Source organism: Bowmanella sp. JS7-9 (genome assembly GCF_004329715.1).
In the GTDB taxonomy this organism is placed as follows: Bacteria; Pseudomonadota; Gammaproteobacteria; order Enterobacterales; family Alteromonadaceae; genus Pseudobowmanella; species Pseudobowmanella zhangzhouensis.
Map to the genome: position 1 here is coordinate 1 of NZ_JXSY01000011.1, position 23,731 is coordinate 23,731.

17 protein-coding genes are annotated in these 23,731 nt (G+C 49.8%); 12 read left to right on the plus strand and 5 right to left on the minus strand.

All coding sequences use genetic code 11. The features are described 5' to 3' along the window. Positions 1-481 precede the first annotated feature (481 nt). Together TK45_RS05495 and TK45_RS05500 are read left to right on the plus strand one after the other, a co-directional pair. Positions 482-1,858, plus strand: coding sequence for a CHASE2 domain-containing protein (locus tag TK45_RS05495; RefSeq protein ID WP_131257638.1), 1,377 nt, complete (start codon positions 482-484; stop codon positions 1,856-1,858). Then, positions 1,848-2,684 carry a hypothetical protein gene (locus TK45_RS05500; RefSeq protein WP_131257639.1) on the plus strand — a complete coding sequence of 279 codons (837 nt, stop codon included), beginning with the start codon at positions 1,848-1,850 and terminating at the stop codon, positions 2,682-2,684. The genes TK45_RS05495 and TK45_RS05500 overlap by 11 nt, the downstream gene beginning before the upstream one ends. On the opposite strand, the gene TK45_RS05505 is transcribed toward TK45_RS05500, so the two are convergent. The 4 genes from TK45_RS05505 to TK45_RS05520 form a co-directional block, all read right to left on the minus strand. Next, positions 2,675-4,978 carry a CHAT domain-containing protein gene (locus TK45_RS05505; protein WP_165490712.1) on the minus strand — a complete coding sequence of 768 codons (2,304 nt, stop codon included), beginning with the start codon at positions 4,976-4,978 and terminating at the stop codon, positions 2,675-2,677. The genes TK45_RS05500 and TK45_RS05505 overlap by 10 nt on opposite strands. Positions 4,979-5,112: 134 nt before the next feature. After that, complete coding sequence (locus tag TK45_RS05510) at positions 5,113-6,873, minus strand: hypothetical protein (RefSeq protein WP_131257641.1); 1,761 nt, start codon at positions 6,871-6,873, stop codon at positions 5,113-5,115. Between the two features lie 203 nt (positions 6,874-7,076). After that, the gene (locus TK45_RS05515) at positions 7,077-10,214 is read right to left on the minus strand and encodes a M1 family aminopeptidase (RefSeq protein WP_131257642.1); all 3,138 of its coding nucleotides are present in this window, start codon (positions 10,212-10,214) and stop codon (positions 7,077-7,079) included. Beyond that, complete coding sequence (locus TK45_RS05520) at positions 10,201-11,073, minus strand: ABC transporter ATP-binding protein (RefSeq protein WP_131257643.1); 873 nt, start codon at positions 11,071-11,073, stop codon at positions 10,201-10,203. The genes TK45_RS05515 and TK45_RS05520 overlap by 14 nt, the downstream gene beginning before the upstream one ends. A gap of 203 nt (positions 11,074-11,276) precedes the next feature. Here TK45_RS05520 and TK45_RS05525 point away from each other — a divergent pair, with 203 nt between their 5' ends. The 6 genes from TK45_RS05525 (at position 11,277) to TK45_RS05550 (ending at position 17,065) form a co-directional block, all read left to right on the plus strand. After that, positions 11,277-12,764, plus strand: coding sequence for a sensor histidine kinase (locus TK45_RS05525; RefSeq protein ID WP_131257644.1), 1,488 nt, complete (start codon positions 11,277-11,279; stop codon positions 12,762-12,764). Then, positions 12,758-13,432, plus strand: coding sequence for a LytTR family DNA-binding domain-containing protein (locus TK45_RS05530; RefSeq protein ID WP_131257645.1), 675 nt, complete (start codon positions 12,758-12,760; stop codon positions 13,430-13,432). The genes TK45_RS05525 and TK45_RS05530 overlap by 7 nt, the downstream gene beginning before the upstream one ends. Before the next feature lie 178 nt (positions 13,433-13,610). Then, a complete protein-coding gene (locus tag TK45_RS05535) occupies positions 13,611-13,994 on the plus strand; it encodes a hypothetical protein (RefSeq protein WP_131257646.1) in 384 nt (127 codons plus the stop codon). Beyond that, on the plus strand, positions 13,991-16,558 hold the full coding sequence (locus tag TK45_RS05540) for a hypothetical protein (RefSeq protein ID WP_131257647.1): 2,568 nt from the start codon (positions 13,991-13,993) through the stop codon (positions 16,556-16,558). The genes TK45_RS05535 and TK45_RS05540 overlap by 4 nt, the downstream gene beginning before the upstream one ends. After that, positions 16,555-16,740 carry a hypothetical protein gene (locus TK45_RS05545; protein WP_131257648.1) on the plus strand — a complete coding sequence of 62 codons (186 nt, stop codon included), beginning with the start codon at positions 16,555-16,557 and terminating at the stop codon, positions 16,738-16,740. Before TK45_RS05540 ends, TK45_RS05545 begins: the two co-directional genes overlap by 4 nt. A 4-nt stretch (positions 16,741-16,744) precedes the next feature. After that, complete coding sequence (locus tag TK45_RS05550; RefSeq protein WP_131257649.1) at positions 16,745-17,065, plus strand: hypothetical protein; 321 nt, start codon at positions 16,745-16,747, stop codon at positions 17,063-17,065. An 83-nt stretch (positions 17,066-17,148) separates the two neighbouring features. On the opposite strand, the gene TK45_RS05555 is transcribed toward TK45_RS05550, so the two are convergent. Next, on the minus strand, positions 17,149-19,461 hold the full coding sequence (locus tag TK45_RS05555; protein ID WP_131257650.1) for a S9 family peptidase: 2,313 nt from the start codon (positions 19,459-19,461) through the stop codon (positions 17,149-17,151). Between the two features lie 169 nt (positions 19,462-19,630). On the opposite strand from TK45_RS05555, the gene TK45_RS05560 reads away from it, so the two are divergent. From TK45_RS05560 to TK45_RS05575, 4 genes are all read left to right on the plus strand, one after another. After that, positions 19,631-20,410 (plus strand): hypothetical protein, encoded by a 780-nt coding sequence (locus tag TK45_RS05560; RefSeq protein WP_131257651.1) that lies wholly within the window; start codon positions 19,631-19,633, stop codon positions 20,408-20,410. A gap of 269 nt (positions 20,411-20,679) precedes the next feature. Continuing rightward, positions 20,680-21,108, plus strand: coding sequence for a DUF3010 family protein (locus tag TK45_RS05565; RefSeq protein WP_131257652.1), 429 nt, complete (start codon positions 20,680-20,682; stop codon positions 21,106-21,108). Between the two features lie 177 nt (positions 21,109-21,285). After that, the gene (locus tag TK45_RS05570; protein ID WP_131257653.1) at positions 21,286-21,684 is read left to right on the plus strand and encodes a MerR family transcriptional regulator; all 399 of its coding nucleotides are present in this window, start codon (positions 21,286-21,288) and stop codon (positions 21,682-21,684) included. Continuing rightward, complete coding sequence (locus tag TK45_RS05575) at positions 21,677-23,686, plus strand: VIT domain-containing protein (RefSeq protein WP_131257654.1); 2,010 nt, start codon at positions 21,677-21,679, stop codon at positions 23,684-23,686. The genes TK45_RS05570 and TK45_RS05575 overlap by 8 nt, the downstream gene beginning before the upstream one ends. The last annotated feature ends 45 nt before the right edge of the window (positions 23,687-23,731 follow it).

The window sequence follows — 23,731 nt, forward strand, 5'->3', positions numbered from 1 at the left end:
TGCATGTCGGAGCAAAGCGACGACGACCCCAACGGGGCGAGTATCAGGATGATACGAGTAATCCTTTGCTTATCATCTCAGCCTTAACCAGCAATGTTGGTTTTTTGTATCTACGGTACCTTGTGGATGAGAACCTAGGGTTCGACAGTTTTGCCGGGATGATCCGACACATTGGCATTTTTGAACGCACTTCAGTGCGGCCCGCAGGGTGAGGGCAGGATGCGCCGAGTAATCCTAATAAGATCAGTTTTTAGGCTGATTTTTGCCTTTTATTTTGCTACTTCCATACAGCTCTCGTGTAAGCAGACGAGCTTTTCTGTTCAAAGCTGCTTTTGCAAATTTGTGCTCCTTGAGGATGAAACTTTAGAATCATAATGTCGCAGCACGGATATAGATGAGTATTCGTTAGAGCCGTCACTTTACTTGCCACCCTATCCCGATCTAGGCTGTTTAAAAATCAACCATAAGGACTGTGGCGACAATGCGAAAAAAGGCGAAGGGTAGTCTGGGCAAGGTGTCCTTATCTCAAAAAGACACCGTTCAAAAAACCAAAGGTTTGCATTGGCGTATTTTTGAAAGTTTCTTGTCGCCGCTTGGCATTCTGGCCATTTGGGCCGTGATATTCAGCTTTACCCTCGACCTCGACATATTCAGCCACCTGGCTCGACAGGCAAAGTCCGAACAAATCGCTGAACTGCAAACAAGCTCAAAAGATATTGTGGTGATTGAGTTTGATGCGCTGTCCATGGCGCAGTTGGGTGACAATGCGGATGAGGCGGCAGGGATATTTCAACTTGTTGATACCCTGTTGGCCCACGCCAAGCCCAAGCAAATCGTGCTTGATTATGCCCTGATGGATAAGCAATCGACCCCGATCGCGTTTAAGGCGGATTATGCACAGCGTTTGACCTGGGGAGTGGTGCCTTTCTGGCGGGGGTCGGAGAGAATTGTGCAGGGCTACCATCCCAGTGTGTTTCAACTCTCAAAACGTGACGAGTATCGATTATCGCGCCTGCAACAGCCGTGGGGCCATCTTCATCTGGGGCTGACCCCAGGTACTCAAAACGCGGTATCCAGAATTGAACTTATTCAGAATGAGGGAGGTATGCTGACACCAAGTTTGGCATTGGCTGCCTACTGGCGCGGTGAGTTCAGTCAGCCGCTGTCCGATGCGATGATTAACTTCAAACATGGAGATACGCCAAATTGCGAGTTGGCGCTTTTCGATAAGATGCCCCCCTGTGATCTGTTGGTCCAGCCAAATGTTTTTTATGCGCCGCCATTACCGTCTTATTTCCCGCAGTTTTCGGCATTCGATTTAATGGCGGATGATTTTTCCAGTTGGTCCTCCATGTTAGATGGCAAGTATGTGTTGATCTCATCCACCTGGTCCCCGGAAAGCGACCATTATCATAATGGACTGAGTTCCGTGTCCGACGTGATTGGCTCGATGCTAAGTATGATTGGTTTTATGGACGTGACTAAAAAAGCAGGTGCCGTACCGGGCGTGTATTATCATGCGGCGATTCTTGAAAGTTTGTTAAATGATAACGTTGGCTTTCCAGTGGCCGCCGGTGCTTCCCATACATTGATTCATTCGGTATCCCCCGTTTTGATGTTGTTTTTGCTTTGCCTGTTGATAAAAAAGCTTGTTGCGCAAGTCGGTTTGACTCTGAACGAAGATCACCACTTCTGGTCATTGTTGCTGGTGGTTTGTGTCATTGGTTTTCCCATATTTGAAGCACAAGCTGTCTATGCTTTATGTCAATTGAATACTCTGGTTTATCTGATGCTGCCGTACATGATTAGTTGTGTAATCGGTACCTTTATCATTCTTGGAGCTCGACATGACGACTAGATTGTTGACGGTGCTTTTATTGGTCTTTAGCTGGCAGTTGTTAGCTATGGATAAAGAGCATGTCTACATAGATGCGCTGTTTGGCGATGCCTGGATATTAAAAAACGGTGAAAAAGTGCCGGTTTATAACGGGCAGCGGCTGAGCATAAAAGATGTATTGTTTGCAGATGAAGACAGTGAAATCTATCTCTCATACTGGTTGCCGGGTAAGAGCAGACTCTCCCGAATGGGATTAAGTGGCAAAGGGGCGGGTAAGTCTCTGTGGGAAATCGTCAAACCGGTGGATTTCAATCAATCTTTAGAGGGGTATTTATCAACCAATGTCATTGGTGGGGCAACGCGGAGTGACAGCCATTGTCGACTGCCCTCAACCTTACACCTGCCGCAAGGCTTTGGTTTAATTAATCTGGTTAATGCGACATGCCCACAAGCGCACAGCAGTGAAGTAAACGTGTATATTCAAGGGCGTGATCGAGATAAGGCATTAGCAAACTTCCAGTTAAACTCAAGCGAGCTCACAGCCGGTGAAAACCGATTAGTCTGGCGTGAGAACGAAAAGGTAATTCATTCCACCCTGGTTTATGTCGAAGACCGGGAGGAAATTAAAGCATTGCTTCGCAAGCTAACTGATCGTATGACGGCGACCGACTTAGCTGAAAATAAGAAATTCGTGTTGGGATTGGCCAGTTACCTGAAAGGTTATGAGTTGATGGCCTTCTATGCGTTAGTGAATGCGGGAGAAGATGACAAAGTGACGCAACTTCAATCCCGACTCATGTCCTATATGCTCAGCAACTACACACAAGTTGCACTGGCTCACAAATAAAGGTCGAACGCACTCCAGACCCTGGGGGGATACTGTTGCATCAGTTGCTTTCTGGTGTTCCAAAGCGCGTCGGCAGGGTCAGCGTCATTCGTCATATTTTCTGATAAAAGCAGCATAAATTTTTGCGTCTCCAAACTATTCACCTTCCAGTGGCTCGCCAATACGCTGTTTGCATTGGCCAGACTAAAAGACTCCAGCAAAGAACCCAGTGTGTTGCCTTTTCCTATGGCGTTGGCGGTGTCGCAGGCTGCTAACACAACCCAGGCTCCCCGTACGTTTAGCCTGGCGATATCGGATGCCTGTAGCAAGCCATCATTGCCAGGTTCGGCTGATATGGGCGTTAGCGCCAGAGCGGGGTATTCGAGGTAATTATTGGGACTGGGGAACAGTGTATGGGTCGAAAATAAAACGATATCCCACTTTTTCTGCAGATTAGCCGTGACTTGCGCTTCAGTGGCCTGGGAGCCCAGTAACAAGTTCATGTTTTTGGCGCCAGCCACAAACTGTCTGGCCTCTTCTTCCGTTTCAACCAGTGGGACAAGGGTCTCCAGCGAGTCATTCCCAGACCGGAAAAAGCTATCGACATCTATATTGGGATTGCTCGCAATCAGGCGATTGTTAAACACCGGATTGGCGACAGCGAAGCGTGCATCAAAAGTGAACGATTGATTTTCTTCGTTCGGCTGTGTCAACGTAGCCAGATTCAGTAACCTCAGTACGTTGTATTTTTCCCCTAACCAATGGCGGGCATTTTCAGCACCCACAGTTAATGCGTTAGTGGGAATGCCGGCTAGCAGTTCCTGAGAATTGATCAGGAGGTTGGTCTTTTTCTGCATGATAAGCGCGTTTAATAACAGGCTGTTTGACACGGCCGCAGACGTTTGATGGAAATCTTCATCAGCGGTGAGTAATGCCTGGCGCAGGTTGATCACCTGTTGCCTGAAGAGCTTTGCATCGAATGGCGCGCATTGTCCAATCACGTTACTTGAATCTACTCGGACTCCACAAATGCGTATTGACGTCGTTGTCCACAGCAACAATTGTGTATCCATGTCTAACGATGTCTGAATGGTGTCGGTGGAAATTGCGCGTTTGGCAGTCGAACGCAGCAAGCTGGGATATTTAGCCTCTATTTCTCTATCAATCTGAGCTAGCTGAGTCTCTGTATCAGCAAGTAGTTGAGCAATATTGTTGCCAACGGATTGATGCAGGGAGAAGTAGCGGTTAGTCAAGGTTTCACGTTCAACGAATAACTTTCTTGCGTGCTCGTTAGCCAGGCCAGATTCCTGCGTTCTTGCCGGCGACTTTGCCGCTGAGCCTATCGCTTTAAGTTGTATGAGCGTTGTGAGTGTTTGCCAGCCATTGATGAGTTGCGACCAGTCGAGCACATCCACCAGTCGCTCCGAGCTTTGTTTCAACTTTAATAAAACATCTATTGAAAAATCCGGTGGCATTTTTCGATAAAAATTATCTAACTGGCTCAGGTAGGCGTTGAGATAGCTGTGTTTCAATTTGCTATTGCTTTCACATTCAGCCATCAACGCCAGAGCGGCAATTTGATTTATGGTCGATTCAATCTGGTTATTACGGTGTTTGGCTAGAATAAACTTCCCTTGCGCCGATTGGCAGCGCGCCTGCCCAACAAAGGGTAATCGTGCCAGCGCGTAACTGAGCATCAGTTCATCTGTGTAAGGATTTCCAATGCTGCGAGCAATCTCTTGGTCAATATCTGTTAATGCATCATCAGATATTTGCCGCTCACCAGTGAAGTGCATAAATTGCAGCCATCGCGTAATACGCAGCAGCTCCTGCCGGGCTTTCACATTACTGTTTTGTCCCTGAGTACTGGTGTAATCGAATGCTCGTGCACCATCGTAACCATGATTAAATACTTTTAAATCGGCCGCGGGATCATATAACTGGGTATCAACCTGAGCTTTACCGTCCAGTGCTATGGCCAGTAGCAGCGAGATGGAACCGGCGTTTTGGTTAACTGAATCTTGTAAGTCGGGGTACTCCTTCACCAGGCTTAACAATTCGCTGATAGTGGCAAGGGCCCGTTGGAACTGACCATTGAGATATTGGCTATAGGCCAGAGATAACAGGGTTTTGCTGTACCTCTGCCGATTATACTGAATCGAGGTTTGATAGTGGCGCTTAACATCGCGCAGCAATGCCAACGCTTTGTCATTTTCAACCCCAAACTGTGACCAAAACGTCCCTAACTGGAATTTTGCTTCGATAATTTTTCGTTCTGGCGCGTTGCATTGCTGCAGCTCGTCAAGTTTGGACACGAGAACTTGTTCGGCATCTAATGTGTGGCTGAATATCCCAGCGACGTCGAGGGACGAAGCCTGTTGATTGACACAAATTGCATAGCAACGCCCGCATGCCAGCAAACATAATGTCAGGACGAAGAATACGCGCATCATTCCGGTGACAAATAATTTAATGGCTGATATTCAAGTGCAGGTGCAATCTCACTGGTAAAGTAAATCATCTGCTGGCGTTGCCCTTTGGAGATCGCCTTTTGGAATTCCTCGGCTTTTTGTGCAAGTTCGTCAGGTAAGTTCTGAGGTTGGTCTGTTACCACTTTAAACAGCGTCAGCATCGTGCCAGTTAACTCTTGCAGCACGGTATTGTCGGTTTGCCGTGCTAACTCATATGCCTTTGAAATTCTAAGCTCATTTTGTGAGTTAACGGAGCGGGCAAGTAAGGTCTTGACTGGGATGGACTCCACCTGTGAGGGCGCATTTTCTACAAACACATTGTAAGCGACGGCATACCAAAGGGTTTCTGCCTCAATCGCGTTAATCTCCGGATGCCCTTTAAAGTGTTGCACCATTGTCTGCAGGGAAGCTAATGCCTCTGATTGGTTGCCTGCGGCAATTAACAGAAAATTATTCAGCGCTTCTGTGGGAAGAAAGTTTGCACCTGCAGACGATCTGAGAGCATTCAATTCATTTTGCAGGGTGTCGTTTGTTCTGAACATGCCACTTTGCATCATTACCGCGGCACCCATTGGGTTCGCAGCAATTTGTCGACTCATCTCGCGGCGGATATTCGCGTTCATCAGGGTTAGTTGCTGGCGAATATCATGGAAACTGGTGTGATTAAATTCACTTCTTTGCTGCTGTGGTGTGCCTGCCAGCAGGCTGGCGCCCACTTGAATCGCATTTTGTAAATTCGGCAGCGCGTCATCAGCATTGCCACTTTGCAGGCTTTTCTTGGCTTGTTGCAGATACATATAAACCGGTTGATATGGCAACATGCCAGCCGCATTCAACTTGAACAAAAACGGCGCGACGTTGGCATTGCCCAGATTATTGGTATTTTGTGCTGATGCCATGCCATCGAGATTTAACGTGGACAGTGAAACCTGTTCCCCCGCCATCCAGCGCCTTTTGAAATCTTGCCGCTGTGATGCGTTCAAAGATAAATACTGATCCTGAAACTCACCAAACGGTGTCTTGGTGACGGACGTGGTCATTTTTTTAAACATGCCCGACTGACCAATACAATCTGCAGAGACTGCATTAGGATGCTGAAATGATTGCTGGCCTCTTTCTAAAAGCGCGGACCTGAACTCAGCGGTAATTTGATTGGTTTGGCGACGCATGTTTTCGTCCATCGCTGATTTATCCGCGTCGCTCATTTGCATATAAGCCTTGCCATCAAGCTTTTGATTCATTTCCAGCAGCTTTTGCATCATGGCTTGCTGCTGCGCTTTAATGGCATCGTCGGCGGAGCCAGGCGACGCCTGTCGTTCTGCTACTTGAGTCAATGCCATTTGCTTCTTAAAGCATTCTTCTAATTGGACTTTGTCGTTCGGATCGATTAAATCCTGAACTGTTTTTTGACGGGTTGCTAATGCGTCGGGATTGAAATGTGTCTCCCATAAAACAGGAAGATTCGCCAGATGCACAGCCTGAATATTCTCAATCGCTTCTTCCAACTGCTCTGAGCCAGCGACATATTCAGCATTATCAAGGGCATACATGGCGAGTGCTGTGCGGCATAAGGACTCAGTAAGATGGTCGGATTCCGCTGCACAGGTACTTGGTTTTAGAGTGGAGAAGACGGATGTATCAAGCTGTTGAAGGTATTTCACAACTGATGTTTGAGTATCTGCACCGGCAGAATGACTAACAAACGTTGCAACCACAGCGATTCGAAGGGCTGTTTTCATGGCGTCCGTTCCAGTTCAAAGTGTTGTTCAAAATATAAACAGATGGTTTGCAAGATACAAATTTTAGGGATGAGTATTGATTTGCTCATGATGTGTAGTGATATAGGTTAAGTTGCCAGGCTGAGTAGTGGTTAACCGTACTATTTAGTTATTGGTGGTTGTCGTGAAAACCAGGATGTCTATGGGAAGACGATCCCGGTTGATTACTCCTCAGTCCGTTCCAGCAAAAGTCGCTCAATCAGCTTTTGATGCTCCTCCCCAGCAAACTCCTGAATATACCGCACAAAATCCATCGCATTAGCGGGCGGATTGGGGTAACTGTGGTGTTGCCACAGCGCGCGCAATGCGTTGAGAATAACCTCGTCACCCAGCTCCTTGCGCAGCCGCGCAAATACTACAGTGGCCTGGGAATATTGTTGAAAGCTCTTGCTTGCATCCACCATTGCCGGCAACGGGCCAAAATGATTGCGGTGGGCTTGATCAAAGCGCTGCTGCTCGTAATCGACCAACGCCTGCATGGCTTGTTGTCCGTAGCGCTGTTCAATCACTACCAGTTCAACATATTTTGCCAGTGACTCGATAAGAAACGCGCTGTCTTGTGGCTCACCATTGCCGATGTCGTGGCCAAACCATTGGTGTGCGGTTTCGTGCACCGTGCGGCGATAGCGCTGATCAAAGCCCGCCTTGGCATTGGGGTGGGCGCGAAAGCCGTGATCGTGATTAATCAATATCAGTTGCGGCAGTGCATAGCCACTTAAGCCAATCTCAGGCATGGCGATCAGGTTCAGTTGCGACGCGCGGTACGGTGCAAGGTTTTGCGCAAACCAGTCGAGTGTATCTGTCATTGCCTGCATATGCAGCGGCACGGCCGCACTGGCAGGATCGACAAATACATTCAGGTTTACACCATTGTGCTCGCTGCGGGTGACCAGCGCAGGCAGGCTAAACCAGGCCGGAATCGCGCGTATGGGCGAGCGGGTTTGGTAAGTGTAGGTATGGCGTTCACCTTGTTGCTGGTGGTCGGTTAATTTGCCCTGACTTAGCGCGACTTGGTCGCGATTGGTGCTCAGTGTGCTGGTTAGGGTGATCCAGTCATAGCTGCCTCGCGGTGCATCGGCGTTGGCAAATAGCATTGAAGGGGGCACTTTTTTATACAAAGGCAAACCATGATCAGCGCGGAGATGCTCATCCGTGAGTTCATAGGTGGTCTGATAACCAAGGGTGGGGATGAGTGGCACCGAACGCAGGTAGCTCATTGCCGGTGTCACAAATTGTTGTCCGCTCACCGGCCAGAGTTCGGGCTGCTGGTAACTGAATGCAGCGCTGAACTGGCGGGTTTCACCAGGTTGCATTGGCACCCGCAGGCGGTAAATGGTTTGGTTTAATTCAGGGTAGCTGTGGAGTATGTCGGCATCTGGAACGGCCAACTCAGCGGCATGGTAAAACGCCGCACGGCCGATGAGGATGTCGCGGATAGGCTTACTGTGCGGATTGGTCAGGGTATAGCGCAGTGCTAGCTCAGCGTTTTGCGCCTCAGGGTAAAAGTCTATCCTGGCATCAATATGGCTGATGACCGGCTGGAGTGCATCGCGCCATTGGCCCAGTGATTTTTCGTAGTTGGCTTTAAACGCTTCGCGTTTGACCGAATTGTACAGTGGCCGCTCTTCAGTGAGTTGCAGATGCAATTGCCAGAACACGCCAACGCACAGTAATGCGGGCAGTGCCAGCCAATAAGTTTTTTGCGTTGAACGGACTACCGGCAAGCCGCTACCACGGTGGCTTAGCGCGCTGGCGAATATTAGCGCCGTGCAGGCAAACAGCAACCAGGCGCGCATGTAAGGCCAGAACGCCTGGGCGCTGGCGGTATAACCCCAGAAATCATCGGCGGGTTGCAGTGGTGTCCAGCCCGGATTCCATAACGTGTGTGGCATGCCCAGCCAGGCCATGATAGGGGTAAATTTTAACAGCAGAATTATTGCCATACCGCCCGCCGCCAGTGCGGAGGAGCGTAGGCTATGTTGCAGCGCAATAAACAGCATGCCGATAACCAGCAGACTCAGGCCATTTGCGCCCAAGGCTACCCCATAACTTTGCAGTGAGACGCTGCTTTGCAAAAACAGTTCGGCGAAGCCAGTGCCCACCGCACTGAGCAGCAGCAATAACGCCAGCATGGTTGCCAACGTGAGTGCATCCAGCCACACCAACCAAATAGATCGCAGTGGCGTGGCGGCCAGCACTTCGGCAAAGTGCGCCCTCTGGGCGCGCCGACCAATCTGCCAAGCCCACCAGGCCAGCAGGACACAACCCAACAGCGGCAACATATCAAATGCGTAACTTCTCAGCGCATCGTTACTGCTGGCGGCATGGATGGAAAACGGCTCCACATAAGCAGCGGATGACGCCGCCGTGTTAAATACCAGTACCGACCAGCCCAGTAGCAGGACGATATTGATGCGCTGCGAAAGTAAATGCCTGACAGTCTGCCCCCACAGGGTGAGTAAATGGCTGAAACCGGGTGGTTGTGTACTGACAGCCTTGTATACCTTGCTGCTCTGCAAAACGTCGGTACTTTCACGCTCGCGGCGGCTTTTTATTGCGCGTTTAACCGCTGCAAACTGGCATAACCACACCCCGCCCACAGCCGCCGATGCAGTAAACAGCAAACGATTCATCCAGATGGCGAGGCTTGTGTCGGTACTATGGCCGTTCAGGGCCTTAATGTGCGCCGTGATGCCGAACGGGTCGAGCCATAACATACAGGCATACAACAGCTCACTGCTGATGGTACTGCCGGCCAGGATTGGATTGCCGGTGAGGCTGGCCAGGTACAAATAACCCATCCACAGTCCGCCAAACAGCAGGTAGCTGACGCCGGCTGAGAGGCGCAGCGACACAGCCTGGGCCAGGGTGGTGAGCAGCAATGCGGCCGGTACGCTGTAAAACAGGGTGTAAGTGAATAACGCACTGAATAACCCGCTAAGCGAGGGTTGGTTGAATAAAATCACCAGGTTGCTGAGCAAAGCCGAGGTAACCAACAAGCTGGCGAGCACCAACAGTCGGCTGAGATTACGCCGGAATAAGCTGGTAGGGGTGGCGTGAATGATTTCGTCCATCTGCCACTGGCTATCCCGATACAGTAACACGGGCGTAAAGCCGGCGCAGATCAGCGGCAGACTCATCATTTGTTGCGCTATCAACAGCAGTTGGAAGTGCCCAATGGCGTCATCTTCGACGACCTGCATGCCCACGCTAAGGGTAAACGCAAACAGTGCCGGCAGCAGCAGGCCTAGCCAGATTAAGGGCTGGCGCAGGGCGAAGCGCCATTCATTAGCCAGCAACATGTTGACCTCCTGCCTGATGCAGACTCAGGAAATACGCGTCCTGCAAGGTAGCGACAACCGGTTGTGCCTGTGCACAAGGGGCATGTTCGCTAAAAACACGAAACACGCTGTGGCCATGACGAAAGGTTTTACTCAGCACAATGATGTCCTGCAGCTCATCGGGTAGGGCGTCGAGTTGCCACACTCGCTGAGTCAGCGGGGCAATCAGGGTGCCCACATCAGCGAATTGCTGAAATTCGCCCTGATGCATAATCGCCACGTGCTGACAGAGGCTTTCGATGTCTTCGACGATATGCGTGGATAACAGCAGCAAACGCTGCTGACTGATGCTGACTAACAGATTGTTGAGGTTTTCCCTCTCCAGTGGATCCAGCCCGGCGGTGGGCTCGTCCATGATAATGAGTTTGGGATCACCCAGCAGAGCCTGGGCAATCCCAAAACGCTGACGCATTCCGCCAGAGAAGGTGCTTACCCGTTTTTTTGCGTGTTTAGTCAGGTTAGTTAGTGCTAACAAAGATTCAATTTGTTCTCTTCTGGCGGGTTTTGTCAGGCCTTTTAGCACCGCTATATGTTCCAGTAACGCGCGGCAACTCATATTCGGATAAACCCCAAAATGTTGGGGCAGATAGCCCAATTGCTGAAGCAGGGCTTGCGGCTTAGCCAATACATCGATGTCGGCAAACTGTATGTTGCCGCTGTCCGGCTGCTGAAGGCCGGCGATTGTGCGCATCAGGGTTGATTTACCCGCGCCATTTGGACCAAGCAGCCCCACCATGCCGGAGGGAAAGGTGACGCTGATATTTTTCAGTGCCTGAGTGCCGTCCGCATAGCGTTTATTCAGGTGTTTGAGTGTTAGCATAGAAGTGTCTCGCCATTGAATTGCCACCAATGTAAGGTCGGCAGGCTAGCGGTGCGACGATGAAGTGACCAAGGTGGCGATTGCGATGTTCAGCGTTAAAATTTTACTTTCGTCATGTAAATCAATACGTTGGTCATCTATTAATAAAGCGTGTTGGTGGCTTGGCACACAATAGGCAGACATATCATTATCTGGAGTGGCGAATGCCCCCAACATTAACCAGAGTATTGGGATTGATGCCGCTGCTGGCGGTGGTGGTGCTGTATGCCCACACGCAATTTTTACTACAGCCGGAGCGCGCGCTCGGGCAATATTTTTCAATGCAATTACAGCTGTTGCTGCAATGTGCGCCGTTTTTTATTGCCCATTGGCTGGCTACCCGGCATCAGGCCCCAAAAGCCTTGTGGATATGGGCAGCAGGCTTTGTTGTCTACCCAGCGCTGGTCGAGATTACCTTAGGATTATTTGCCGATAGTGCGGCGGATGAAGGCTGGCGTATCAGCGCTTTATGGCAAATGTGTGCACTGGCCAGCGTATTGTGCTGGTGGCTGGGGCGTTCGGGTAATGGGCGGCAGAGTCGTTTATCCGGCTGGATGAATACGCTGTTTTCGCTGGACAGCATGATTGCGCTGTTGGTGATCCTATGGGCGCTGACCGTCGCCGGCGTGCTGGCCAGCCACGAGGATGCGTTGATGAACCAGCCGGTGGAGCCGGTGGTGGATTTTGCTGTGATTGGTCAGGATATCCCGCTGTTTCTGCACTATTGCTGGCAGATGCTGGTGTATGCGCTGGTGCTGATTGGTTTGTATCTGTTTAACCGCTATGTGCTGGTGCGCAAGGTATTGAGCCAATATGGTGCGCTGGTGTTTATCAGCAGCGTGTTGGTGGCGACTATGCTGCTCACTCCAATATTGGCTGCGCTGTTAATTGCCTTGCCACTTAATGACCTGCCCGACTATGTGGCGAACCTGACCCCGGGCGGCGGTCAGAACTTGTTTAGTAAATACAACTTTCACGCTTTGGCCGCGGTGTTTGCGATTACCACTCCGGTGATTCTGGCCTATGAGCGCAAGCAGCAGGATGCACGCTGGCATGAAGCGCAGCAGCAAAAGACCCAGACCGAACTGAAACTGTTGCAGCAACAGATTAATCCGCACTTTTTGTTTAATACCCTGAACAACCTATATGCTCTGACGCTAAAACGTGCGGATGAAGCGCCCGAGGGCATATTACGCTTGTCGGATATGCTGCGTTACACCGTATACGAGGGGCAAAAAAATCGGGTGTCGCTGGCGCAGGAAATTCACTATTTGCAGGATTTTATCGCGTTGCAGACCCTGCGCTTTGGTGTGCGCGGGCATTTTGAGTGTCAGTGGCCAGATCAAGCAGGCAGCGTTCAGATCGCGCCTTTACTTTTGATTGTGCTGGTGGAAAACGCGATTAAGCATGGGGCAGAGTTGGCCAGTGGTGAGTTTAGCGTAAAGCTGACCTGTGAACTTGAGGGCAATCAACTGCGTTTACGCTGCGTTAATCCACGCCAGCCTGATGCCAGTAAAGTGGCAGGCGGCATGGGGCTGAGTAATCTGGCAAGGCGGTTAGCCTTACAGTATCCCAATCGGCACCAGTTGACCCATCAGCACAGCGAACAGCAATGGTGCAGCGAGCTAACAGTGGAGCTGGAAGCATGCTGAATGTGTTGATCGTGGACGATGAGCCGCTAGCCCATGATGTGCTCAAACATCATTTGCAGGGCCATGCTGATGTGCGGGTAAAAGCCCAGTGCTATAACGCCACGGAGGCGCTAAGTTGGCTGGCTGGCCAGCGCGCGGATTTGATATTTCTGGATATCAATATGCCGGCGCTAAGCGGCATGGATATGCTGCGGGTGCTGGCGAATAAGCCGCAGGTGGTGATCGTCAGTGCCTATCAGGAATACGCGCTTGAGGGCTTTGAACTGGATGTCACCGATTACCTGCTCAAGCCTGTCAGTGCAGCGCGTCTCGCGCAGGCACTGGATAAAGTCCGCGCGCGCATGGCGCCACAGGCAGAGCCGGTTGTGAGCCATATTTTGGTTAAAGTCGATCGCCATCAACAGCGTCTTGCTCTGGCGGATATGGTTTATCTGGAAGCATACGGCAATTACGTCAAAGTGTGGCAGCAGGATGGAATGCTGTTGGTCAACAGCAGTCTAAAAGCCCTGCTCGAGCAACTGCCCGATGAACAATTCGTGCAGATTCATAAATCCTTTGCAGTAAACCGCCAGCACGTTACTGCTGTAGCATCGGATAATGTCACGCTGAGCACTGACGTAATCGTGAAAATAGGTAAGTCATACCGAGGCGCACGAATCCTGGGCTAAACAGGCCTTATTATTAAGTATTGAATTGACATGCGCTAACCCGAGATTTTCTACATCTTTACTTAACTTAATGAAAAATAAGATTTAAATAATTTGATTAGGACGGTAGAGTAAAAAGTCCGTGCCACGGAAGGTTCGGTGAACTCGTTACGTCCACATGCAGTGAGTTATCGATTCCGTGAAATTTTTAAATCGGAAAAGGCTATTTGCAGCGAAGCAAATAATCGCCTTTCCCAATAAACGCGTCGGAATTGTAGATATGGAAAATAACTCGAACAGCAAATATGCGTTTGTCCTCCTTACGCTTTGCACATTGATTTCCGGATGTATTTCAAAGCCGGAGCGCACCGAAGAAAAAGTCAATTTTATTCCCGTTGCAAAGGTGGCAGAGACAGCCGGTAATCAAACCCAGACTCGAGCATCAGGTTCACAAGTAACTCAAGATCAGTGTGCAGATATCACTGAAAAAGACGCGGAATATTATGCGTGCGTTGACCGCACAAAAGATGCAGACAAAGCCCTGAAGAAAGATGGACCAATCATTTTGAGACGTCAGCAATGACAGCTCGAGTTTATTCCCATGTCTTTGCGGTGATTATTACGATTGGATTTATTTTATATGTCGGTCTCGAGCTGGCATTCAATTTATCGCTGGTGGATGTGTATTCAAAGTCTCTGAATACTGTCTTAGGGGGATGGAAGCCGGCGGCAGAGCAACTGGAACTGTGGGGCAGAGTGCTATCCAGTTTTGGTATTGCATTCTCTTTGATCAGCTTTACTCCCTTACATAAATTCAAAAATCCATTAAATGAATGGGATCCGGAGAATAAAAGCCAGAAAATGTTGGCCGTCTGGCTTTATCGGCCTGTTGTTTTCTTCTTGCTGTGGGCTCTTTTAATACCAACGCAAAGGTTGCTTATTGATGGGTGGGTGCAATCAACGACTGATGAACAAAAGCTCAGTGCAGTAAGGTCGATTGCCTACAAAGAAGGTTATCTGGCAAACCGAATCGAAATTGAGAACTTCAGTGATTTTAATCAAATTGCCAAGGACCCTGAGCGACGCGACCTTGTGGTGTCACTTATCCCATCGTTGGCGTATTTCTCTAATAGTTTTAATAAATTGATCGCCAGTAACACCGAATCAATTGCCAATGCCTATCTCAGTAACAATCAAAAAGAACGATTTGCAAATGAGGGATTACCTCGTCTACGAGAATTTGATGCGTTGTATCAACGTGAGCTAGCCCTCTATACCGACACGCAAAACCGCTTTTTCACTGCACAGAACCGCACGCTAAGTGAAGACAATATCTTGCGAGAGGCAAACAGTCTGGCAAGTGCGGCGAACCAATATGTCTCTGAACAGTGGAATCAATACGTCGAGCAAGAAGCGCTCGTCCGGGAAGCATTTGACGAAGTGTCGCGCAATAAAACACTACGTGATACCTATCTTAAATACAAAGACAGGTACGAGACAAAAGGGTGTGGCGAGTCATGTAAAGCGAGTGTTCGCAGTCAATTGGCTAACTACTTCAATGGCGTGACTTATCAGAATGGACAGGGATTAGGTGTTCGGGTCTTACCAGAGCATATTCAGATTGAGTCCGACAAGGTATTTAAAACTAAATATCGTGTGGAGCTGACGTTGCAACGTGGCAGACGGCAGGTATTGAAAGAAACCTATCGCCTCACGGATGAGGTGATTGAGGCGGAAGACAAAGGCTGGGAAGTTTTTAAAGTGAGTGATGCACCGCGCAGATTGCAGCTGGATTATTTAAAGCGTAGCGGTGTTAATTTACCTGACAATTGGCAGGCTTCGGATTTTGATGCGATTAAGCAGTCGATTCGCGAAAAGTACCAGCGACAAGTGCAAACAATATGGCAGGACTATGTGAGTCAGTCGAAATTTGCACTGCAGGATAAGTCGTTGGGCAGGGTGGATTTTGCCAAGCATCCAACTATTACCAGTTACGCCAGAAATTTGCTGGGGCAATATTACATCAATGATTTTATGCCTGGGCTGCCAGAGAGTACTTACATTTCCAGATGGATCAAACAGCAGGAAAACATCACATTTATCAAAATGGTCACATCTACAGCAGCGACGGCAGCCTTTTCGCCGGGCGGACCATTATTTGATATTGGTAATGACGCCATTCGTTTGTCGGTCATTCCGCCATTGAGCATAACCATTAGCTTCATCGCGATATTTCTGCTAACCATCAAATTTGGGGGATACTTCTGGAAAGGCCAGCGTGTTTATTTGTTGGTCGTTGCACCAGTCATCCTTGCCTTGTTTGTCGTGCCGGTGTTTAAGTCGGTAACCACGAAAAATTCTTATCACCTGATGATGGCGGAGTTCGCTCAAACGTTTAATCATGGCGATTCAGTCGAAGCATTAAAGACCAAGGCCTTTGGATATATTCTGGATTTCGAAAATGGCCTGTACAGCAGCTACAAGGATCTTGCTTACGTCGATTCATTAAAAGATGCTTTTGGCATTAACCAACAAGGGCATATTGATTCCTCTATAAGAAATGCCTCAACTGTAATACGGGCATTCGATGATTTTGCTTATCCCTATTTAAGTTGGTTGCCGGAACATTTTGAGACGGGTGAAATCGTTGCGCCGTTTGACGCGAATATTACGATTTTGAAACGAGATCACAATGTTGGCGCATTTTTCGGGGTGTATCAGGACCATGGCCGGGTTTCTGGCGTGAAGATGCCGAACTTCCTGGCACATACAGGCATCGGATTCTTATTTGAACAGCGGTTGTTTTATCAACGTGATGTTGTCAGCCAGGCTAATGACTTCTTCCAAAATTACGACGATCCGAAGTATTTGTTAAATATGGCCGAGGGCGGTGGGTTTCGATCCTCAGGCATTGAGCAGATGGAAGCGGCAATGGTCACTTATCTAAACCAAAATCCGCGCTTTACCCAATCATTACAAGCGTTGCGGGAAAGTGGTTTTAATAGCTTAGTGTTATGGCAAAGCGCCAGTGGGCAAAACTATCAGTGCTATGCGGTGCAATCTATGTCCAGTCACATGCTGTATCAGATGTCAGGTGGGGACGCGGTAACCTATAAAAAACTCGATAATTGTCAGGGGTTCTTGTGATGATGGAAAAAATAAAGTCGGCAATTGTAGAGGCAGTATCGAAACACGCTTTGGTATTACTGATGTTTTTGGCTGTCGCATGGTTTTTGAATGATATTCACAGCCAACAGATCGAACAAGCGTTGCAAGCGCAGCAAACGCTGGAAAGAATAAAAATGAAATTAACCTTAGTCATGGAGTAGCAACATGGAAAAGCAGGAAAAGCCCAGTTGGATTCGTTTTTCGGTTGAAATAAATGTGCCCGTGTTGGCAACGATGGCATTTACGTGCTTTTTAGCATATCAGGCGCATCAGCAATCAATGGAAAATGCGTCCAAAGTAAATCAGTTGCTGGTCAAGTATGAGCAAACGCTCGATACGTTTATTCAAAATGACCCAGCGGCACTTAAGACCTACCAGGGAAACCTGAAGGATGCGCTGGCAGCGCTTTCTCCTGAGGAACGTAAATTATTAAACGCATTGTTGGCGGTGTCTTCCCCTTCTCAAAAGCAAATTCAGGGCAAGTAGTGCGTAATATTTTTCTGCCTTAGCGAATTCAAAAAATAATAAGCATTTGTATAAAAAAAAGCCGCTTGCGCGGCTTGTTGGTTTTATGGCTTGAGATGCTTGATAAAATAATCGGTTTTCATCTGCATCAAATGCATGGTGGTGCCTTCGCCCTCTCGCAATGAGTGGCTGCGGTTGGGGTAAACCATCAAATCAAACTGTTTGTTATGTTTTACCAGTTCATTGATCAGCAATTCCGACGCCTGGTAATGCACGTTGTCGTCTCCGGTGCCATGTACCAGCAGCAAATCACCCTGTAAGTCTTTGGCAAATGTAATCGGCGACGACTGGGTGTAGCTGTCCGGGTCGGTATTTGGGTTACCCGCGTAACGCTCCTGATAAATGGTGTCGTACATACGAATATCTGCCACCGGTGCCTGCGCGACGCCCACATGGAATTTGTCGCCATGGCGGAATAACAGGTTGAGAGTCGAGCTGCCGCCACCTGAGTGGCCCCATACACCTACCCGGTCGGTATTGATTTGTGGCCAGCGCTGGGCGATAGCGTCCAGTGCATCAACCTGATCCCTTACCGTCACCACACCGATTTGCTTATAGATAGATTTGCGCCAATCGCGGCCTTTGGGCGCGCGGGTGCCACGGTTATCCACCGACACCATAATAAAGCCCTGTTGTGCCATCATGGCGTTCCACAGGTAGCTGTTGCCGCCCCAGGCATCCTGTACGGTTGAGCCCCAGGGTTCGCCGTACACAAAAAAGATTACCGGGTACGTTTTGTCCTGCTGCATATTGGGTGGGAACATTACCCAACCGTCCAAGTCCACGCCATCACGGGCTTTTACGCTGAAGAACTCATGCTTCGGCAGTTGTTCTTTTGCCAGTTTGGCTTTCAGCTCGTCGTTGGTCACCAGCGTTTTTACGTTTTGGTGACCATCCACTTTGATCACCTGCGTCATCGACGGCACATTGAAACGGCTATTGGTGTGTACCGCCCAGCTGGCGTCTTTCGATAAGCTGTAGCGGTTATTACCGGCAAACTCTGCTGGGGTAATACGCTCGACCGGTTTGCTGCCATCCAGCGAGGCTTTGAACAAAAAGCGCTGCTCAGGATGGTCTGGCGACGCGGTAAAGTACAGGCTGTTAGTGGACTCGTTTAATGTCAGGAAATCCACCACGTCAAACTCACCCGGTGTCAGGTCGATAATGGTTTTGCCATCGCGGGAAATCCGATACAGGTGGCGCCAGCCATCACGTTCACTGTGGAAAATAAACGCGCTGCCATCTTTCATCCACTCGGCCGGGTAATACCATTCTAAAAAGGCGTCATCTTGGTCGGTATAGATGTTATCCACACTGCCTTTTTGCCAGTGGAATAAACGCAGTTTGTTGGTGTTCTGCTCACGATTCACGTCCTGAATCAGCAGCGCTTCGCTATTACCTGCCCAGCTGATACGCGGGATATAACGATCGCGGTTATCGCCACCCAGTTCGGCCCATCGGGTCTTTTTGTCTTTCAATGCGACGACACCCACACGTACGGCCGAGTTGGTCTCGCCAGCTTTGGGATATGGGAAGCGGGTCAGGGTTGGATACAGTTCATCGGTGTTGTTGATCATGGTGAAATACTTCACACCACTACTATCCAGCTGCCAGTACGCGATGCTGCTGCTATCCGGGCTCCAGCGGAAGCCGTCACGGATCGAAAATTCTTCTTCGTACACCCAATCGAAGTTGCCGTTGATGATGGTATCGCTGCCGTCATTGGTTAACGCCGTGCGCTTGCTGCTACCGAGCGTCTCGGTGAACAGGTTATTGTCCTGCACATAGGCCACTTTGCTGCTGTCAGGCGAGAACTTGGCAAACATCAGGCTCTTGGCCTTAGGCTCCTTGCCGCCCAGTTGGTACAGCGCATTGGTGTTAAGATTCAGTACCCAAAAATCACCCCGGCTGCGCGAACGCCATACCTTTTCGCCGTTGGTGAACACCAATAACCACTGGCCATCGTCCGACCATTGATAATCTTCGATAGTCAGCGCTACATCCGCGCCTTGCGGGGTTAATTGTTCAATGGTGACTAATACTTTGCGGCCACTGCCATCGGGCTGATAAAACACGATGTCATTGCCTTTAACGCCGTGTTCGTTCTCGCCTGGGGCTTTGTTATCCTCTTTTTTACGCGGCTCCAGTAAGGTGTAGCCGGTGCCGTCATCCAGCCAGCGGAAATATGTCCCGCGCTCCGGGCGGAACTCTCGATCTTTATAAATACGCTCCAGGGTGAGTTGCGCAGAAGTTGGCTCTTCTTTGGTTTGCGAGGTAGTCTGGCAAGCCGTAAGGCCAAGAATTGGTAAGGCAGTAAACAGCATTATCCGCGAGAGAAAACGAGTGCGTTGCAGCATGGGCGATTCCGTCGTTGTTATTTTGTGGCTTTATCCTATGCAACTTCGCCGGCATTGCAATCAGCCGACTCACTTAACCGTCTGAACCTGCGATTTTTTCCGATATTTTTCAGATTTTTATCTGAAATCTTTGCAAAATAGCATCCCTAATCAATCAACCTCGTAGTGCATGGCGTACGAAAAGTTTTATCAGCCCCTGCGTGCAGTCAATGCCGCCGATTTCCATACCTGTTATTACTGCGGGTGTGTGACAAGTGGTGAGGATTTTGTGCCGCCGCTAGCCGAGATCGCGGCGTATAAACGTGCCGACAGCGGTGCGGATTTTATTCGCGTACCCGCCTGCGGCGAATGTGCGCGGGTACTGAAAAACTGTTCCAGCGGGCAGTTGGCGCTGCGGGTGGATTTTATTAAGCGCTACCTAAACCAGCATTACGCACAGGCACTGCGGGTCTACCAGATGTGGGAAAGTGATGAACTAGCCGAGATGGATGCGGCCTTTCGGATCTCGCTGGCAGCCGGTATGCGCCTGGGTGAAGAGGCGCAGCAGCGGCTGGATTATCCCGGGTTTCGTTACGAAGTCGACGGTCACAAAAGCGGGCAAGTGGCGGTGGTGGCTAAGGTGTATGCGGTGCATGAACGCACCTTCGCGGATTACAAATCCGCTCTAAATTACGCCCACGAGGAAAGCCGCATTCCTAAAGGCCGTCTGGCCGAGCTGTATCTCCAGCAGGGTGAGAGTTTTGATAAGGCTATTCACGCTTTTCAGCAAAATGCGGCGAAAAAGGCATTCGAGCGGGAGTTAAAAGACAAATGCAAGGTGTTTGCCGCTACGCATGTACAACATCCCAAATTTATTGAGCGTACCGTGCGCCAATATCTGCAACAGGATGACAGCCTGAGTATCGCCGCCGCGCTTGAAAAGCTCAGGCAGGAGCGGTTTGCAGACTAGGCTGCCAGTGTAAACATTAACGCTGACGCCGCACCCACCAACGGGCAATCAATACCGCCGAAATGACCAGTGCTGCCAAAATCAAATAGTTGGTGAGCATGTTCCCTCCTAAACCCTCAATATGTCATTGCATTGACTGTAGTTGAATTCTAAGTCTTTAACCCCTCTGAGCTACTTTTTGCTGACATGCGTGGTAGTCAAATCAAATCCAGCCTCAGTCACGTAAATCCGATATACTTCGCGCTGACATTATTCTTTGGAGCTAAATAATGCGTGTATGTGGTGTAGAACTGGCGGGCAATGATGCCAACATTGCCTTACTGAATCTGGAAAATGGCATGTTCCGAATCCCCGATTGCCGCACCCGCAAAGTCAGTTTGCAAAAGGCTGCCACTGCCCATGAGCTTAAATACTTTCAAAAATCCTTCGCGCAGCTGGTACAGGATTACAAAATTGAAAAAATTATCATCCGTCAGCGGCCGATGAAGGGGAAATTTGCTGGCGGAGCAATTGGCTTTAAGCTGGAAGCCGCGCTGGAGCTGTTAAGCGGCGTGGAAGTGATTGTGATGCCACCTACTGAGATCAAATCGGCGTTAAAAGAAAACGGCATGTTCGTGGACTTTGCCGAGACGGGTTTAAAAAGCTTTCAAAAACAAGCGTTTGAGACCGCGCTGGCCTATGTGAGTAAAGATCTGTAAATCCTTTATATTGACCTGATTACTGGCCGGTGCCACTGGTATGGCGCCGGATAAATTGGCTGACTCCTCAGCTGATGCCAACATCACTTATCGCTCAGCGCATCCCTAAATAAATATTTGATCATTTATCCGCCATCATATATAACACTATGACTGTCAAATAAATGTGTTAAATAAATGGCGGATTATTCCCTCTCAGAACTGGAGACGTTAACCGGCTTAGCGGCGCGGACGATTCGGTTTTACATTCAAAAAGGCCTGGTGCAGGCGCCATTCGGGGCGCGTAAAACCCCCCGTTACACCGAAAAACATGTTGAGCAACTGCTGTTGGTTAAGCAGTACAAGGATGCGGGCTTAAACCTTGGCCGGATTGCGCAGTTGCTTAATCAACCCGATATCCCCACACCGCAGATTGATGCCGGCAGTATTAGTGTTATTTCGCGCATTGCCATTGCACCCGGAGTGGCGCTGGATATCGACAGGGGGGTCTGCACGCTAACTGATCAACAACTGCGTGATCTGGCCAACCACATCATTCAATCACTGACGCCCATGCAGGGAGGCTCCCATGATTAATCCGTTATCTGCCACTATTGATGTCGAATTAAATTCGATCCTGGCGATCACCCGGTACACGCTCAATTACACCAATCAACAGGCCATGCCTGTCGAGGCGATTTATCACTTCACTTTGCCGCGTATTGCTGCGGTGTTGGGGTGTGAGGTCACCATCGACGGGCGAACGTATGCAGCTGTCATTAAGGGCAAACAAACAGCGTCATCAGACTATGAACAGGCCATCCGTGAAAAGCGCCGTAGTGTGCTGGTGGAGTCGCTGCAAGATGGGGTGTACGCCATTAATATGGGTAATCTGGCGGCGGGTGAGTCCATTCAAATCAGCTTGCAGCTGGGTCAGGCGCTGGTGGCGCAAGATGCGGGTAATAAACTTATCTATCGCTTACCTACGCAGATTTTTCCGCGCTATGGGGTGAGCAATAACGATTTGATGCCGGACGTGAATCTGTTTGCCCATTATCCGTTCGCTCTGAACATCCGGGATAAAGGTGTTAAAGTGCTGGCCAGCTCCCATCCACTGCAACAAAGAGAGGATGGGCTGGCGATGCAGGGCGTTCTGGATAGGGATATTTATCTGGAATTCAGCGCGTCGGCAACCTGCGGTTTATTGCAAGCCACGTGGCAAGGGCATAGCTATACGCTGGGGTATCCCGCTATTGCTGATGCGCAGGTTGGCGAGCCGCAGGCGTTTAACCTGCATATTGTGGCGGATCGCTCCGGCTCCATGCTGGGTGATAGCATCGCATTGCTGCGTAGCGCGCTGGATGGGTTGTTGGTGAATCTGGATGACAGTACAGGTGTCAATCTGACCTCATTTGGGTGCAAATACAGCCTGTTTAAAGAGTCGGTAAAGCCGCTGAATGGCTCTTATCGTAAGCAACTACGCCAGTTTGTCGCCACCATCGAGGCGGATATGGGCGGTACCGAAGTTATGCCGGCGCTGCTGGCCACGATTAAGTCACTGCCGCATGCAGGCGAGCGTGAAAATCATCTGGTGCTCATCACCGATGGGCATGTTGATGTGTGTGATGAGCAAATGGCGGCCGTAACGCTGCTCTGTAAACAGCATGGCGTGACAATTCATGTGATTGGCGTGGGCTATAGCGTCAATGCCGATTTGGCCGGGCGCTTAACGGATGCCACCGGCGGGCGTCTGGTGCTGGTTAATCCGCAGGCGGAATTTGCCGGCGCCATCGCGGATTTAGCCGCGGAATGTGGCTTTGCACAACTGACGAATCCGTGGCAGTGGCAGCAGCATGATTGGGGTATCAATGCACCGTGTTTCAGCCCGGGATTGCCGCGCTTGGTGATGGCAAAAGGTTGCGATGCCCAGTTCAAAAACGGTGATAGCGCCATGCCAGTGACGGAAATTGAGGGTAAATGGGCGCAGGCATTGGTGAAAATTGCCGGTATGCAGGAATATCTGCTGTCATCGCATCCACACAGCGGTGAGTTATCCACTCAGCTGGAATTACTGACGGCTTACACCGGCATGATTATGGTGGATACCGGCGGCGACCTGGTGGAAGGGGATACGCAAACTATGGTGGTGCCACATATGCGACCGGCAAGCCGTGTTATGTTTTCACGCGGTGGACCGATGGATGCGGCTAGCCCTGGTGCGCGGGATGAATATTTGGATATTCCGGTGTTTTTACGCAAAAAACCGGATTACGTACCGTCACAGCGTTTTGCCGATACTATGCTGGCAGCACTTGCCAGTGTCTGGCGCTCGCCTCAGTTTACCCAAATTGGTTGCCGTCGAATGGGTATCAGCGATACCTTGTTGGAAATGCTTAAAACCTGGGCACAGCGCGACAACTTGCCGTTTAGACAGGTGTTGGCCCTGTACCTGAGGCTCTACGCCGAGGCAAAAAATATGCACCTGAGTAAGCGGGTATTAAAACGCCTGAATGTGGAATGGAACGAGGAAAATCAGGCTCTGCGCGATGATATGCAGTTGTATATCAGCTCCACACTGGCGTCTGAGCCTGCGGCCTGAGCATAATTGCCACGGTAAAGCCCATCATGCGTGCCGTGGCAACGA

Excerpts from the sequence above, each read along its gene's own strand:
- TK45_RS05540 (WP_131257647.1), top strand. The coding sequence starts at position 13,991 with ATGACAGCTCGAGTTTATTCCCATGTCTTTGCGGTGATTATTACGATT.
- TK45_RS05575 (WP_131257654.1), top strand. The coding sequence starts at position 21,677 with ATGATTAATCCGTTATCTGCCACTATTGATGTCGAATTAAATTCGATC.
- TK45_RS05500 (WP_131257639.1), top strand. The coding sequence starts at position 1,848 with ATGACGACTAGATTGTTGACGGTGCTTTTATTGGTCTTTAGCTGGCAG.
- TK45_RS05570 (WP_131257653.1), top strand. The coding sequence starts at position 21,286 with ATGGCGGATTATTCCCTCTCAGAACTGGAGACGTTAACCGGCTTAGCG.
- TK45_RS05555 (WP_131257650.1), bottom strand. The coding sequence starts at position 19,461 with ATGCTGCAACGCACTCGTTTTCTCTCGCGGATAATGCTGTTTACTGCC.
- TK45_RS05510 (WP_131257641.1), bottom strand. The coding sequence starts at position 6,873 with ATGAAAACAGCCCTTCGAATCGCTGTGGTTGCAACGTTTGTTAGTCAT.
- TK45_RS05515 (WP_131257642.1), bottom strand. The coding sequence starts at position 10,214 with ATGTTGCTGGCTAATGAATGGCGCTTCGCCCTGCGCCAGCCCTTAATC.
- TK45_RS05520 (WP_131257643.1), bottom strand. The coding sequence starts at position 11,073 with ATGCTAACACTCAAACACCTGAATAAACGCTATGCGGACGGCACTCAG.
- TK45_RS05495 (WP_131257638.1), top strand. The coding sequence starts at position 482 with ATGCGAAAAAAGGCGAAGGGTAGTCTGGGCAAGGTGTCCTTATCTCAA.
- TK45_RS05560 (WP_131257651.1), top strand. The coding sequence starts at position 19,631 with ATGGCGTACGAAAAGTTTTATCAGCCCCTGCGTGCAGTCAATGCCGCC.
- TK45_RS05565 (WP_131257652.1), top strand. The coding sequence starts at position 20,680 with ATGCGTGTATGTGGTGTAGAACTGGCGGGCAATGATGCCAACATTGCC.
- TK45_RS05525 (WP_131257644.1), top strand. The coding sequence starts at position 11,277 with ATGCCCCCAACATTAACCAGAGTATTGGGATTGATGCCGCTGCTGGCG.
- TK45_RS05530 (WP_131257645.1), top strand. The coding sequence starts at position 12,758 with ATGCTGAATGTGTTGATCGTGGACGATGAGCCGCTAGCCCATGATGTG.
- TK45_RS05550 (WP_131257649.1), top strand. The coding sequence starts at position 16,745 with ATGGAAAAGCAGGAAAAGCCCAGTTGGATTCGTTTTTCGGTTGAAATA.